The sequence below is a fragment of the Microvirga sp. 2YAF29 genome (genome assembly GCF_052114605.1).
Lineage (GTDB): Bacteria > Pseudomonadota > Alphaproteobacteria > Rhizobiales > Beijerinckiaceae > Microvirga.
This window is the reverse complement of sequence record NZ_JBFRFB010000003.1, coordinates 299,542-312,477: the sequence shown is the minus strand read 5'-3', so window position 1 is coordinate 312,477 and position 12,936 is coordinate 299,542. Positions and strand designations below refer to the sequence as shown.

Genomic DNA, 12,936 nt, shown 5'->3' with positions numbered 1-12,936 from the left:
AGCTGGGCTGTTTCGCGAAACCAACTGACAACTGATGCATTGAACCCTCGACATCCTTACCGGGCGAGACCTCCCGCGCCGCGCCCAGGAAAGCGAGAGGACATGCTTTGGTCGCTATATCCAGTTCAGGCCCTCTGAGGCCGCTTCATCCCCTTCATGCAATCCTTCTGGCGTTTCCGCTCCCATTATTCGCGGGCGCCCTGCTCAGCGACTTTGCCTATCGGGCGACCTTTCACATTCAATGGGCCAATTTCTCGTCCTGGCTCATTGCCGGAGGCTTGGTCGGCGGCGGCTTCGCGGCGCTCTGGGCATTGATCAATCTTTTTCGCCGTGGGACGGCGCATAAAGGACGGATGATTGTCTATTTCGTTGTGCTGGCTGTCATGTGGGTCCTCGGTTTCATCAACGCCCTTGTCCACGCGAAGGATGCCTGGGCGACCATGCCGGAGGGCCTTTATCTGTCCGCGATCACGACGCTTCTGGCCCTCGCTGCGGCCTGGATCGGTTATTCCGGATTTCATACAGGAGAGGTGAAATGAACCGCTCAACCCTCTTCATCGGCGCCCTGACGATTGCTCTCTCCGCCTACAACGCGGAAGCCCAGCCGCAGCAGTTCGGCCAGAACCCTAACCTGCCCAAGCCGGAGCGCGGCCTGTTGCCCAGCATGAAGATCCCGAGACCGGCCAACTGGGGCAACGATCTGCCGAAGGTGCCACAGGGATACAAGATCCAACCTATTGCCACGGATCTCAAGATCCCGCGTCAGACCCTGCTTCTTCCCAATGGAGATATTCTGGTCGCAGAAGGATCCGGCGGTTACGCGCCGACCTTACGCCCCAAGGACATGATCGCGGGCTATATCAAGAGCCTCGGCAAGAGCTCGGTGAAGGGCGGCAATCGGTTGACGTTGCTGCGCGATACCAACGGCGACGGCACTTACGAGATGCAGGGCGTCTTCGCCGACAACCTCAACGCACCTTATGGTCTCGCGTTCGTCAATGGTGTCATCTACGTGGCCAACCAGGACGAGCTGGTGCGCTTCGATTACCGGGACGGTGACACCAAGGCGAGCGGGCCTCCGACGAAGGTCACCGACCTGCCCTCTAAGATCAATCATCACTGGACGAAGTCGATGGCCGCCAGCGCGGATGGGCGTTTTCTCTATGTCGGCATCGGCTCCAACAGCAACATCACCGAGCGGGGCATGGATGCCGAGGAAGATCGTGCCATGATCTGGCAGATCGACGCGCAGACGGGAGCGCATAGACCTTATGCCACCGGCATTCGCAACCCCACGGCGCTGACCATTCAACCTGGTACGGGCCAGCTTTGGGCAGTCGTGAATGAACGGGACGAAATCGGTCCCGACCTTGTTCCGGACTACCTGACTTCGGTGAAGGAAGGCGCGTTTTACGGATGGCCCTATAGCTACTGGGGCCAGAATGTCGACCCGCGTGCGCAGCCGCAGGATCCGGAAAAGGTCGCGGCGGCCATTCGCCCGGACTACGCCCTGGGATCGCACGTGGCGGCGCTTGGCGTCGCCTTCTCCACCCCGGCTATGGGCCCTGATTTCACTGAGGGCGTGTTCGTGGGCATGCACGGCAGTTGGAACCGCAACGTGCCGGTCGGCTACAAGGTGGTCTTCGTGCCGTTCCGCGATGGCAAGCCAGCCGGTGATCCGGTCGATTTCGTATCCGGTTTCCTAGTTGGTGACGGCAATACGCGAGGCCGCCCGGTCGGTGTGACAGTAGACCCGCGCGGAGCCCTGATCATCGCGGACGACCTGTCGAATACGATCTGGAGAGTGACGAAGAACTGACCGCGTATGGCCAAAGCATCGGCAATCGCCGAGAGGCCAAGCAGTTTGAAGAGCGGGCGGGAATGAAACCCCGTCCGCTCTTTAAGCATGACGAGACACAGCTTTACGACGTCGGCGCTGCCTGTTCCTTCACAGGACCACGCTGAGCCACAGGCTTCTTATTCTTGCGGGTGAGCACCAGCGGAGCAAGGCTCGCCGTCACCGGGTTCGGGTAATGTTCGAGTGTCGAGCCGGTCGCGGCATCGACGCCCATCCCGATCACGCCTCCGATGAGGACATTGCCTGCGAAACCGGCGGCTCCGGCACCAGCGAGGCGGGTCTGCACCATCACATCCTGGCTCTCGTAGCCCGGCTTGGAGAAGGTCGCGATGAACTCCGATTTGCGGCTCACATCCAGCGTACAGGGTGTCGTCGGGCAGGTCAGGCCTGTCGAGGTTCGCATTTCCGCGGAAGGCGTGGAATCGAAAGTGATCTGTTCGGTCGTGCCGCGGGTGACAGTGGCGCAGGCGCCGAGAGAAAGGCTGCCCGCAAGAACCGCGAGAAGTGATGCACGCATGATGTTGCCCCGTTATCTTTCTTAGTTGTTTCTCGCCGATGCGAGCTGGCACAACTAGAAGGATAAATTGCATCATTTCAAGCATATAACGATGCTGTGCACAGGGGCTTGAGCCGCCTGACAATCCTCACATGGAAGACGTCAGGCGGGCTTGTTCGGTGCCGTTGCGCCGACGATCAGCAGGCTTCAGGCGCTCGCCAACATGGCTGCTTCAATCGCCGAGAGCGCCGCCTCTGCCTGGGCTCCATCGGGGCCGCCGGCCTGGGCCATGTCACGACGTCCGCCTCCGCCCTTGCCGCCGAGCTTTTCCGATCCCACGCGCACGAGGGCGACCGCGTCGTATTGCGCAGTCAGGTCGTCCGTAACAGCCACCACGATGCCCGCCTTGCCGTCATCGGCGACGCCGACGATGGCGACGATGCCGGAGCCGAGGCGCTTCTTGCCCTCATCGGCGAGGCTCTTGAGATCCTTCATCTCGACGCCTGTGACGGCGCGCGCCATGAGCTTGATGCCGCCCACGTCCTTCACCGGATCGCCGCCATCCGCAGCGCCGCCGCCCATGGCGAGCTTGCGGCGCGCCTCGGCGAGTTCGCGCTCCAGCTTGCGGCGCTCTTCGAGAAGCGCGGAGAGACGGGAAGAAACCTCGTCTACAGGAGTCTTCAGAAGGCCGGCAACCTCCCGCAGCTTGCGGCTCTCATCCGCGAGATAGCGACGCGCGGCATCGCCGGTCATCGCTTCGAGACGGCGTACACCTGCAGCGACCGCGCTCTCGGCCACGATGGTGACGAGGCCGATGTCGCCCGTACGGTTCACATGCGTGCCGCCGCAGAGTTCGATGGAGAAGGTCTTGTTGCCCTCGGTCTTGCCCATGGAAACGACGCGGACCTCATCGCCGTATTTCTCGCCGAAAAGCGCGCGCGCCCCGGACTCGATGGCCTCATCCACGGCCATGAGCTTGGTAACCACCGGCTCGTTCTGGAGCAGCACCTTGTTGGCGATCTCCTCAACCTCCTTCAGCTCCGCATCCTCGATGGGCTTCGGGTGGCTGAAGTCGAAGCGCAGGCGATCGGGGGAGACCATCGAGCCCTTCTGGGCCACATGGTCGCCGAGCACCTGACGCAGAGCCTCGTGCAGAAGATGGGTTGCCGAGTGGTTGGAGCGCACGGCGGAGCGGCGCTCGTGATCGACGATCAGCTCCAGAGACTGGTTCGGCTTGAGCGAGCCGTGCTCCACGGTGACGTGGTGCACGAAGAGATCGCCGAGCTTCTTCTCGGTGCCGGTCACGAACACGCGGGCGCCCTCGCCCTGCATCACGCCCGTATCGCCGACCTGGCCGCCGGACTCGCCGTAGAACGGCGTCTGGTTCAGGACCACGAGGCCGGTCTCGCCGGCCTTCAGGACCGAGACTTCCTTGCCGTCCTTGAGCAGCGCAACGACCACGCCCTCGGCTTGTTCGGTATCGTAGCCCAGGAACTCAGTGGCGCCGGTGCGTTCCTTGACGCCGAACCACACGGTTTCCGTCGCTGCCTCGCCCGAACCGGCCCAAGCCGCGCGGGCCTTCTCGCGCTGGCGCTCCATGGCGGCATCGAAAGCATCCGTATCGACGCCGATACCACGGGATTTGAGCGCATCCTGCGTCAGATCGAGCGGGAAGCCGAAGGTATCGTAGAGCGTAAAGGCCGTGTCGCCCGAGAGGTTCTGGCCCTTGGTGAGATTGCGGGTCTCGTCGTCGAGGATCGTCAGGCCGCGCTCAAGGGTCTTGCGGAAACGGGTTTCCTCCAGCTTCAGCGTCTCGGTGATCAGCGCCTCGGCGCGGATCAGCTCAGGATAGGCCTGCCCCATCTCGCGCACGAGAACAGGCACGAGGCGGTACATCAGCGGGTCGCGCGTGCCGAGCAGCTGCGCATGGCGCATGGCGCGGCGCATGATGCGGCGAAGCACGTAGCCGCGGCCTTCGTTCGACGGCAGCACGCCATCAGCCACGAGGAAGCAGGAGGTGCGCAGATGGTCCGCGATCACGCGGTGCGAGGCCTTGCGGTCGCCTTCCGGCGCAACGCCGGTGGCATGGGCCACGGCCTCGATGAGCGTGCGGAACAGATCCGTATCGTAGTTAGAATAGACGCCCTGCATGATGGCGGAGATGCGCTCCAGGCCCATGCCGGTGTCGATGGAGGGCTTCGGGAGTACGATGCGGTTGCCGGGCTCGATCTGCTCGTATTGCATGAACACGAGGTTCCAGAACTCGAGGAAGCGGTCACCGTCCTCCTCCGGGCTGCCGGGAGGGCCTCCCCAGAGCTTGTCGCCCTGATCGATGAAGATTTCCGAGCACGGGCCGCAGGGGCCGGTATCGCCCATCTGCCAGAAATTATCCGAGGTCGGGATGCGGATGATCTTGGAATCAGAGAACCCGGCGATCTTCTTCCACAGATCCGCCGCCTCGTCGTCGGTGTGATAAACCGTGACGAGGAGCTTGTCCTTCGGCAGGTCGAATTCCTTGGTGATCAGGTTCCAGGCCAGCTCGATGGCCCGCTCCTTGAAGTAATCGCCGAAAGAGAAGTTGCCGAGCATCTCGAAGAAGGTGTGGTGGCGTGCTGTGTAGCCCACATTGTCGAGATCGTTGTGCTTGCCGCCCGCGCGCACGCATTTCTGCGAGCTGACCGCCGTGCTGTAGGGCCGCTTCTCGACACCCGTGAACACGTTCTTGAACTGCACCATGCCGGCATTAGTGAACATCAGGGTCGGGTCGTTGCGCGGCACGAGGGGGCTCGACGCCACGGCCTCATGGCCGTTCTTGGCAAAGTAATCGAGGAAGGCCGACCGGATTTCGTTGACGCCGCTCATGGGTTCTCAAACTCGGGAATTGGAGGGCTTTTCGGGCCCGGTAATCTCTTGATGAAGGCCGGTTTTAGCGGTCCACGGCCCCTCTGTCGAGGCGGCGCGGCGTCTTATTCCACCCCCTCCCATTTTCCGGAGCAGAAGAGGATAAGGGCGCCGCTATCATTTATACTCTAAAGTGAAAGCATTGAGTTCAGGCACTGCCAGAGCGAGTAGTCTTCTGGCCGATGAAAGCGATGAGCGCACTTGCATCTGGATACTGATTCAGGATGGCTTTGGGAAGCATCAGAACCGTGATGTACTTCGACACGAGGTACCGGCCGTGCCGGTCTTCGAGAAACTCCTCCATACCATCCCAAGGGAATAGCTGAGTACCGAAGTCCGAGAGCATCAGCACTCCACCTTCTCTAAACAGGAGGTCACAAGGCAGATCACAACGCGCCTCATAAAGAGCCTTGTATATTGATCGAGCATTGCCAAACAGAAACAAACAGAAAGCAGAAATAACTGCAAAAATCGTAATAATAATTCCTAAAACGAAATCATCATTGTAATTTTGCGTGACATAAAGCGTAGCAAGAAAAACCGCTATCCAAATAATCAGCTTAAGAACAAGAACAGGCTTATGCGATTTTGCTCGCAACTGAGCGGAAATAATTTTTTGAGCCGCTATAAATGGCGGATAATCCACACGAGGAATATGCAAGCGCCATTGTATTCGAGCTAATGAGGTCTCTAGAGAGGAGATTTTACGAGCAAGTCCCGTCTCAAGATCAGCGGCTTTCATGTAACCCGTCCCAACGCAGCTTATACAGGCTGCAGGTTACACAATTACAACGGCAATAGGAATATGAACTTGCTTCCAATGAGCATATATCAGGATATTGCCCACCAAACGAAAAAGACCGCCGCGATCTCTCGCGACGGCCCTTCCTTTGCCCTTGAAGGAGAGCAAACCTCTTCTGTGCATGGCCCGGATAACCGGATTTCACTTATCCGGCCATGCATCAATCGTCGGCGGAACCTTCATCCAGGTCCTCGGCGGTCGGGGTCGCTTGGTCCAGGATACGGTCGGCAAGCAGGCCGGAATTCTGGCGGATGAGGGCCTCGATCTTGCCTGCGATCTCAGGATTGTCGCGCAGGAACTGCTTGGAGTTCTCGCGGCCCTGGCCGAGGCGCTGGCTGTCGTAGGAGAACCAGGCGCCGGACTTGTCGACGATGCCGGCCTTGACGCCGAGATCGATGAGTTCGCCCACCTTGGAGACGCCCTCACCGAACATGATGTCGAACTCGACCTGCTTGAAGGGGGGAGCGACCTTGTTCTTGACGACCTTGACGCGGACCGAGTTGCCGATCGGATCGTCGCGATCCTTCAGGGTCGAGACGCGGCGGATGTCGAGACGGACCGAAGCGTAGAACTTCAGCGCATTGCCGCCCGTGGTCGTCTCAGGCGAGCCATACATGACGCCGATCTTCATGCGGATCTGGTTGATGAAGATCACCATCGTCTTCGAGCGCGAGATCGAGCCGGTGAGCTTGCGCAGGGCCTGGCTCATGAGACGGGCCTGGAGGCCCGGCTGAACGTCGCCCATCTCGCCGTCGAGCTCAGCCTTCGGGGTCAGAGCCGCCACCGAGTCGACGACCAGCACGTCGACCGCGCCGGAGCGGACCAGCGTGTCGCAGATCTCAAGCGCCTGCTCGCCGGTATCGGGCTGGGAGATCAGGAGATCGTCCAGGTTGACGCCGAGCTTACGGGCATAAACGGGGTCGAGTGCGTGCTCCGCGTCCACGAAGGCGCAGACGCCGCCCTTTTTCTGGGCTTCGGCGATGGTGTGCAGCGCCAGCGTGGTCTTACCGGACGATTCCGGCCCGTAGATCTCGATGACGCGGCCGCGGGGCAGTCCGCCCACGCCGAGCGCGATATCGAGGCCGAGCGAACCCGTCGAGACGGTTTCGATTTCCACCGGCTGCTGCCCCTTGCCGAGCCGCATGATCGAGCCCTTGCCGAAGGCACGCTCGATCTGGGAGAGCGCCGCGTCGAGAGCTTTCGATTTGTCTTTATCCATTGATGTATTTTCCACCAGTCTCAGAGAAGACTGCGACATGACCAGACACCCTTATGGCAGGAGGAGGAGTGAATCTCAACGCGGTGTTGAGAAGATATATGTACTCACTTTGTTCCTGTCCGCAAGTTCTTTTTTTGTTCTAAAATGAGAATAAAAGGAAGCCTCGTTGAGAAATGCCCAAAGGCCCTTCCCCATTCTCAGGCTTGCTCAGTTGGATTTGTCGAGGTTGGTCTTTAAGCCTTTGACCAGATCATCAACTATGGGATGAAGTTGCAGATAGATCTGCGCGGCTTTTCGCCTTGGCAGTAGGACGCAGCCCACGAAATGGACCTCCTTGTCACCGAAGCTCCAGATCTGGAGAGAAGTCGGGTAATTATTCACGCTAATGTCAGGCAAGGTCCGCTCCAAGCGAGGCGTCTTGTCCTGGAAGACCCCGTTTAAAGCGTTTGTCATCTTTGTGATGGCATTCTTTAGCTCATCGACATCGGAGGCTTCCGGATTGATGGCTGCAATAGCGGCTTCGAGGTCCCCTTTCATCACTCCTTCCACAACTCCTCGGCAAGCATGGGAGTCGAGGAAAGGGCGAGCAGAAGGAGCTACTGCGGTGAACGATGATAAAAGGAGGACCAGGAGTGCGAGCCTGAGATGAGAAAGCACTTTGCGAGCGCTCATAGTCTACACAACTTTTTCCAGAGAAGGGAAACGTAGTTTCGTTGCCCTGCCTGGGATTGTCCAGAGGCTTTAGACGAATTTCATCACCACACTTCCCGGCTCGTTCAAGCCTTACTGCCCGATAACCTGCTTCACTGTCTCGACAAGCTGACGCAGGCTGAAGGGTTTGGGCAGGAAGTTGAACTCCTCCCCTTCCGGCAGGTTCTTGCGGAAGGCTTCCTCCGCGTAGCCGGAAACGAAGATCACCTTCAGATCCGGGTAGAGCTTGCGCAATTCGCCTAAAAGCGTGGGGCCGTCCATTTCCGGCATCACCACGTCGGAGACCACAAGGTCCACCGGCGCGCCGCGCTCTGCGATGATCTCCATGGCCTCGATGCCCGACGCTGCTTCCAATACCGTATAGCCGCGCGCGCTCAAGGCACGCGCGTTCACGGCGCGCACCGGGTCTTCGTCCTCCACCAGGAGAATCGTGCCCTGCCCCGTCATGTCGGCGGCGGGCTTCTTCGGTTCGTCGGCCTTCGGCTCCTCCGGCAGCTCCTGCGCAGCCGGTATGTGGCGCGGCAGGTAAATGCTGAAGGTAGTGCCACCGCCCGGCTTCGAATTGACGTCGATGTAGCCGCCGGATTGCTTCACGATGCCGAAGACGGTGGAGAGTCCGAGGCCCGTGCCCTTGCCGACCTCCTTCGTGGTGAAGAAGGGCTCGAAGATCTTGTCCAGAACTTCCGGCGTCATGCCGCTGCCGGTATCGGATACTTCGACCAGCACATATTCAGCCGCCGGCATGGCGCTGACATTGAGGCTTGCGGCCTCCTGCTCTGAGACATTGGCGGTGCGGATCGCGAGCTTGCCGCCGTCCGGCATGGCATCGCGGGCATTGACCGCGAGGTTCACCACCACCTGCTCGAACTGGTTCACGTCGGCCTTCACGAACCACAGGTCACGCCCGTGGCTGAGATCGAGCTCAACCCGCTCGCCGAGCAGGCGCTTCAGCAGCATGGAGAGGTCGTAGAGCCGGTCATTGAGGTTGAGCACCTCCGGCCGCAGGGTCTGGCGGCGCGAGAAGGCGAGCAACTGACGCACGAGGCTCGCGGCCCGGTTCGCGTTCTGCTTGATCTGCATGATGTCTTGGAAGGACGGGTCTGTGGGGCGATGATTGGCGAGCAGCAGGTCGCTGTAGCCGATGATCGCCTGGAGCACGTTGTTGAAATCATGCGCCACGCCGCCCGCGAGCTGGCCGACCGCGTTCATCTTCTGCGATTGCGCGAGCTGCTCCTCGACCTTTCGGAAATCCGTCGTGTCGAGCGCATAGATGATCGCCGTCTCGCTCTCCGTGCCCGTGTCGCCCGCAGGCGTCACCCAGACGCGGACCGAGCCGCCGTTCTCGCCCGCCGTCTGCAATTCGAGCGGGGGGATATCGCCCTTGTTCTCGGCTGCCGCCTTGAGCGCCGCTTCGATGGGCGCGGCTTCGCGGAACCTGCCGAGGATCGAAGGCCCCTCGCCCTCGCCGCTGCGCGGCAGCGTGCCGAAGAGTTTGGAGAAGGGAACGTTCGCATGAACGATCCGGCCCGACCGGTTGACGGTCGCAATCGCGATGGGCGTGTTGTTGAAGAAGCGCACGAAGCGCACTTCCGCCGCGCGCTGGCCCTCGTCCACCTCGACGCCGGGAGAGCGGTTGAGGACGAGGGTGCGCGAGGCTCCCATCCGCCCGTCCTGGCCGAAGGCGATGCGGTGATAGAGGCGCACCGGCAGGAACTGGCCGTTGCGGCGGCGAAGATCCAGATCGAAATTTTCCGTGCGCACGTTGCCCGGTTCGCCGGTAAACGAGGTCATCATCGCCACCACGTTGCGCGGCAGGATGTCGGCGAGATTCAGGCCGCCGGAGCCGACCTGGGCGAGATCGTAATCGAGCCAGGTGGCGAGCGTCGCATTCAGATAGATGATCGAGCCGTTGGGATCGATGGAGAGGAAGCCCGCTGGCGCGTGATCTAGATAATCGATGGCATGCTGAAGCTCCTGGAAGACGTTCTCCTGGCGCTCGCGCTCATGCGTAATGTCGGCGATGCTCCACAGGGTCGCCTCGCGACGGCCCGGGCGCGGTACGGGCCGCACGCGCACGCGATACCAGCCAAATTCCTGCGCACCGTCGAGCGAAGGCGACAGGCGGATCTCCTCCGTGCCCGTGCGATGCTCGCGCGCGGCCTGCGCAAGACGATAGATAGCCTCCGAGACCTCGGGCGCTCCCAGGAACAGCCTCTCGACGGGACGGACATCGCCGCCATTCGAGCCGGCGAGCGACATATAGGTCTGGTTGGCATAGACGATGCGGCCATCGTCCTCGATCACGGCAAGCCCCTCGCCCGACGTGTCGGACATGAGCTTGGTAATGTCGTTGCGGGCCACCTGCCCTGCGAACTGGATCACGCCGATGGCGAGCGCGAACAGGAAGAACACGCCGGCCATGGCGAAAAAGGCGAGAAGGCCCAGGATCAGCAGCTGCGCCTCATCGCTGCCGAGAACCCGCAGGGCCAGCACCGCACACACCAGAAGACCCGCAAGCAGCAAAACCCAGCCGATATGGCCGGGGCGGTCGGAGCGGTCGATGGTGGAGCCCTTCGGCATATCGCCTTCGTGAGCCATGAACTTCTCTATCTTTCGGGAAGGCGGGTATGCCGGCACCGGCTGCAGGATCGCATCCGACCGTTAACCTTTCGTGCTCGCCCTACACTGAATGTATTGATTGACCTCTAAAGCGGCATCAAGGGGGATTCCGGGAAAAGGCTGTGCGGGAGAGGAACCGTTCATGACGGGCGCAGTTCTATTGGCACCTTATTCGCCCAACGTGGATCGGCACCGTTCTCATAAGTTTCTCACGTTCAGGCGATGGTTTCTGCAGGCAAACTCCATGCCCTAACGCTGCATCGTAACCAAACCTTGCCCTGAAATTGGCATTTTGCGGGAAAATAAGCTTTCTCTCATCGCTTACCACATTGCCGTTCAGGCTCGTAATGCCTGGAGTGCAGAGATAATGTGACGGATTACCTTTTCGTGAAGGGTTTAATGGTTCACTCATCCACACCGTTAACCATCTGTTAACCTTGCGGCTGGCTTTAACCGTCAATGTGGTACAACCAACACAGAACTGGCCTGTAAAGGCCCCCACAAGGCTTGAGAGTTCATCGTGTCATCTCTTTTTGGTACCGAGTCGCGGGCTGTCCTCTTCGTGGTCGCATTCGCGATCATCCTGGCCCTGGTTGCATTGTTCGGACTGGTGCTGCGCAAGCTCACCGGCGCGCGGCTCATGATGCCGGGCAGCGACCGTTCGCGCAGCCGCCAGCCCCGGCTTGGAATTGTCGACGTTTACGACCTCGACCGTCAGCGCCAGCTTCTTCTGCTGCGTCGTGACAATGTCGAACATCTTCTCCTGATCGGTGGACCCAACGACGTGGTCATCGAGACCAACATCGTGCGCGTGGCCGGTGCCCGCATTCCGGCCCCGGCCAGCGAGCCCGTCCCCGAGCGGTTCGAGCCCCAGCTGGATCAGGCTCCGCGCGTTCCGCAGGTCGAGACGAACGGCCGTCCGTCCATCGAGGCGCAGCTGGCAGCCCAGCTCGGTGCCTTCGTGCGTCGTCCCAACGAGGATTCGGATGCGGACGAGGAGCTGGCTCCCGTCACCTCGATCAGCGCGCCGGTTCCCCCTCCCCACGCCCCGTTGGCGCCCGAGCCCATTCTTAAGCCGGATGCGGTGAGCGTTTCCGCCAATCCGGTGGTGCAGGGCCTTCGGGCCGAGGCCAGGCCTCCCGTCTTCCCGAGCGTTCCCGCGCCCGAGCCGGTTGTGGAGCGTCCGGAGCCTCGCCCGGCCTTCACCCCGCCCACGCCTCCCCCGTTCCAGTCCCGGGCAACGCCCACGACTGCGCCGGTTCTGCCCGTGACGCCCCCAGCGACTCCCGTCCCGTCCGAGCCTGTCAGACCCTTCCAGCCCACTCCGGTCGAGCCGCCCGCTCCCGCGGAGAGGAGCGGAGCCGATCCGATCGCTCTTTCGAACATGGCCAGGCAGCTCGAAGAAGCCCTGAAACGTCCGTCTGCCCCAGTGACGCCCCCGCAGATGGGTCCCATCGCACCTGCTGCGAACGACACGGATTACGACGACGTTGAGGATGACGATTTCCTTGAGCCCGGCCCCATCGGCGAGCCTCTGGCCGCTTATGAGGAGGAGCCCGAGGAGGATCTGGTCGAGGAGCAGGATGAGGGCCAGCAGCCGGAAGCCCCACGCCAAGCTCCCGAGCCCGTCCGTCCCGAGCCTGTCCGGCCCGCTCCCCTGCCACCGCAGCCGGCCGAGGCGGGATCGAAGGACAAGGCGGGTGATCCATTCTCCGTCGAGGAGATCGAAGCGGAATTTGCCCGCTTGCTCGGACGCCCGGTCGATACGAGCAAGAAGAGCTGAACTCTTCAATCCCATCAATGAAAAAGGGCTCCGTCACCGGAGCCCTTTTTGTTTTTGGAAGGTTTGCTTTTGGAATGAAGGCGGAAATTCAGTCGTCCCGATAGACCCGCTCATTGCGCTCGTGGCGCTCCTGAGCCTCCAGCGAGAGGGTCGCGATGGGGCGAGCCTCGAGGCGCTTGAGGGAAATCGGATCTCCGGTTTCCTCGCAATATCCGTAAGAGCCGTCTTCGATGCGTGCGAGAGCCGCGTCGATCTTGGCGATCAGCTTGCGCTGCCGGTCGCGGGCACGAAGTTCGATGGCCCGGTCCGTTTCCGAAGAGGCCCGATCGGCAAGATCGGGATGATTCTCATTTTCGCTCTGCAAGGTTGCCAGAGTTTCCTGAGCCTCTTTGAGGATATCGCTTTTCCAGCGAATGAGCTTTCGCCGGAAATACTCCTTCTGCCGTTCATTCATGAAGGGCTCGTCTTCTGTCGGTCGATAACCCTCATCGATAACGATGTCTGTCATGTGCGGCCATTGTTCCCCAATGAACTGTGGCGCCCCTAT

The 12,936-nt window shown here is 61.0% G+C and carries 10 protein-coding genes; 3 read left to right on the top strand and 7 right to left on the bottom strand.

Features of this window, described 5'->3' with window-relative positions; genetic code table 11:
* Positions 1-107 precede the first annotated feature (107 nt).
* A complete protein-coding gene (locus AB4Y85_RS06070; RefSeq protein ID WP_441983969.1) occupies positions 108-539 on the top strand; it encodes a DUF2231 domain-containing protein in 432 nt (143 codons plus the stop codon).
* Positions 536-1,819, top strand: coding sequence for a PQQ-dependent sugar dehydrogenase (locus AB4Y85_RS06065; RefSeq protein ID WP_441983968.1), 1,284 nt, complete (start codon positions 536-538; stop codon positions 1,817-1,819). Before AB4Y85_RS06070 ends, AB4Y85_RS06065 begins: the two co-directional genes overlap by 4 nt.
* 103 nt (positions 1,820-1,922) lie before the next feature.
* Here AB4Y85_RS06065 and AB4Y85_RS06060 read toward each other — a convergent pair whose 3' ends face one another.
* The 6 genes from AB4Y85_RS06060 to cckA form a co-directional block, all read right to left on the bottom strand.
* On the bottom strand, positions 1,923-2,375 hold the full coding sequence (locus tag AB4Y85_RS06060; RefSeq protein ID WP_441983967.1) for a translation initiation factor 2: 453 nt from the start codon (positions 2,373-2,375) through the stop codon (positions 1,923-1,925).
* 186 nt (positions 2,376-2,561) lie between these two features.
* Positions 2,562-5,216 (bottom strand): alanine--tRNA ligase, encoded by a 2,655-nt coding sequence (gene alaS / locus AB4Y85_RS06055; protein WP_441983966.1) that lies wholly within the window; start codon positions 5,214-5,216, stop codon positions 2,562-2,564.
* Between the two features lie 187 nt (positions 5,217-5,403).
* Positions 5,404-5,997, bottom strand: a complete 594-nt coding sequence (locus AB4Y85_RS06050) for a YcxB family protein (RefSeq protein WP_441983965.1) — start codon at positions 5,995-5,997, stop codon at positions 5,404-5,406.
* A 220-nt stretch (positions 5,998-6,217) separates the two neighbouring features.
* On the bottom strand, positions 6,218-7,315 hold the full coding sequence (gene recA / locus AB4Y85_RS06045; RefSeq protein ID WP_441983964.1) for a recombinase RecA: 1,098 nt from the start codon (positions 7,313-7,315) through the stop codon (positions 6,218-6,220).
* 168 nt (positions 7,316-7,483) lie between these two features.
* Complete coding sequence (locus tag AB4Y85_RS06040; RefSeq protein ID WP_441983963.1) at positions 7,484-7,813, bottom strand: hypothetical protein; 330 nt, start codon at positions 7,811-7,813, stop codon at positions 7,484-7,486.
* 246 nt (positions 7,814-8,059) lie between these two features.
* A complete protein-coding gene (gene cckA, locus AB4Y85_RS06035) occupies positions 8,060-10,585 on the bottom strand; it encodes a cell cycle histidine kinase CckA (RefSeq protein ID WP_441983962.1) in 2,526 nt (841 codons plus the stop codon).
* Between the two features lie 541 nt (positions 10,586-11,126).
* On the opposite strand from cckA, the gene AB4Y85_RS06030 reads away from it, so the two are divergent.
* The gene (locus AB4Y85_RS06030; protein WP_441983961.1) at positions 11,127-12,389 is read left to right on the top strand and encodes a hypothetical protein; all 1,263 of its coding nucleotides are present in this window, start codon (positions 11,127-11,129) and stop codon (positions 12,387-12,389) included.
* Positions 12,390-12,477: 88 nt separating this feature from the next.
* Here the strand turns inward: AB4Y85_RS06030 and dksA are convergent, their stop codons facing one another.
* Positions 12,478-12,897 (bottom strand): RNA polymerase-binding protein DksA, encoded by a 420-nt coding sequence (dksA, locus tag AB4Y85_RS06025; RefSeq protein WP_441983960.1) that lies wholly within the window; start codon positions 12,895-12,897, stop codon positions 12,478-12,480.
* Positions 12,898-12,936: the final 39 nt, after the last annotated feature.

Excerpts from the sequence above, each read along its gene's own strand:
- AB4Y85_RS06065 (WP_441983968.1), top strand. The coding sequence starts at position 536 with ATGAACCGCTCAACCCTCTTCATCGGCGCCCTGACGATTGCTCTCTCC.
- AB4Y85_RS06060 (WP_441983967.1), bottom strand. The coding sequence starts at position 2,375 with ATGCGTGCATCACTTCTCGCGGTTCTTGCGGGCAGCCTTTCTCTCGGC.
- alaS (WP_441983966.1), bottom strand. The coding sequence starts at position 5,216 with ATGAGCGGCGTCAACGAAATCCGGTCGGCCTTCCTCGATTACTTTGCC.
- AB4Y85_RS06050 (WP_441983965.1), bottom strand. The coding sequence starts at position 5,997 with ATGAAAGCCGCTGATCTTGAGACGGGACTTGCTCGTAAAATCTCCTCT.
- recA (WP_441983964.1), bottom strand. The coding sequence starts at position 7,315 with ATGTCGCAGTCTTCTCTGAGACTGGTGGAAAATACATCAATGGATAAA.
- AB4Y85_RS06040 (WP_441983963.1), bottom strand. The coding sequence starts at position 7,813 with ATGAAAGGGGACCTCGAAGCCGCTATTGCAGCCATCAATCCGGAAGCC.
- cckA (WP_441983962.1), bottom strand. The coding sequence starts at position 10,585 with ATGGCTCACGAAGGCGATATGCCGAAGGGCTCCACCATCGACCGCTCC.
- dksA (WP_441983960.1), bottom strand. The coding sequence starts at position 12,897 with ATGACAGACATCGTTATCGATGAGGGTTATCGACCGACAGAAGACGAG.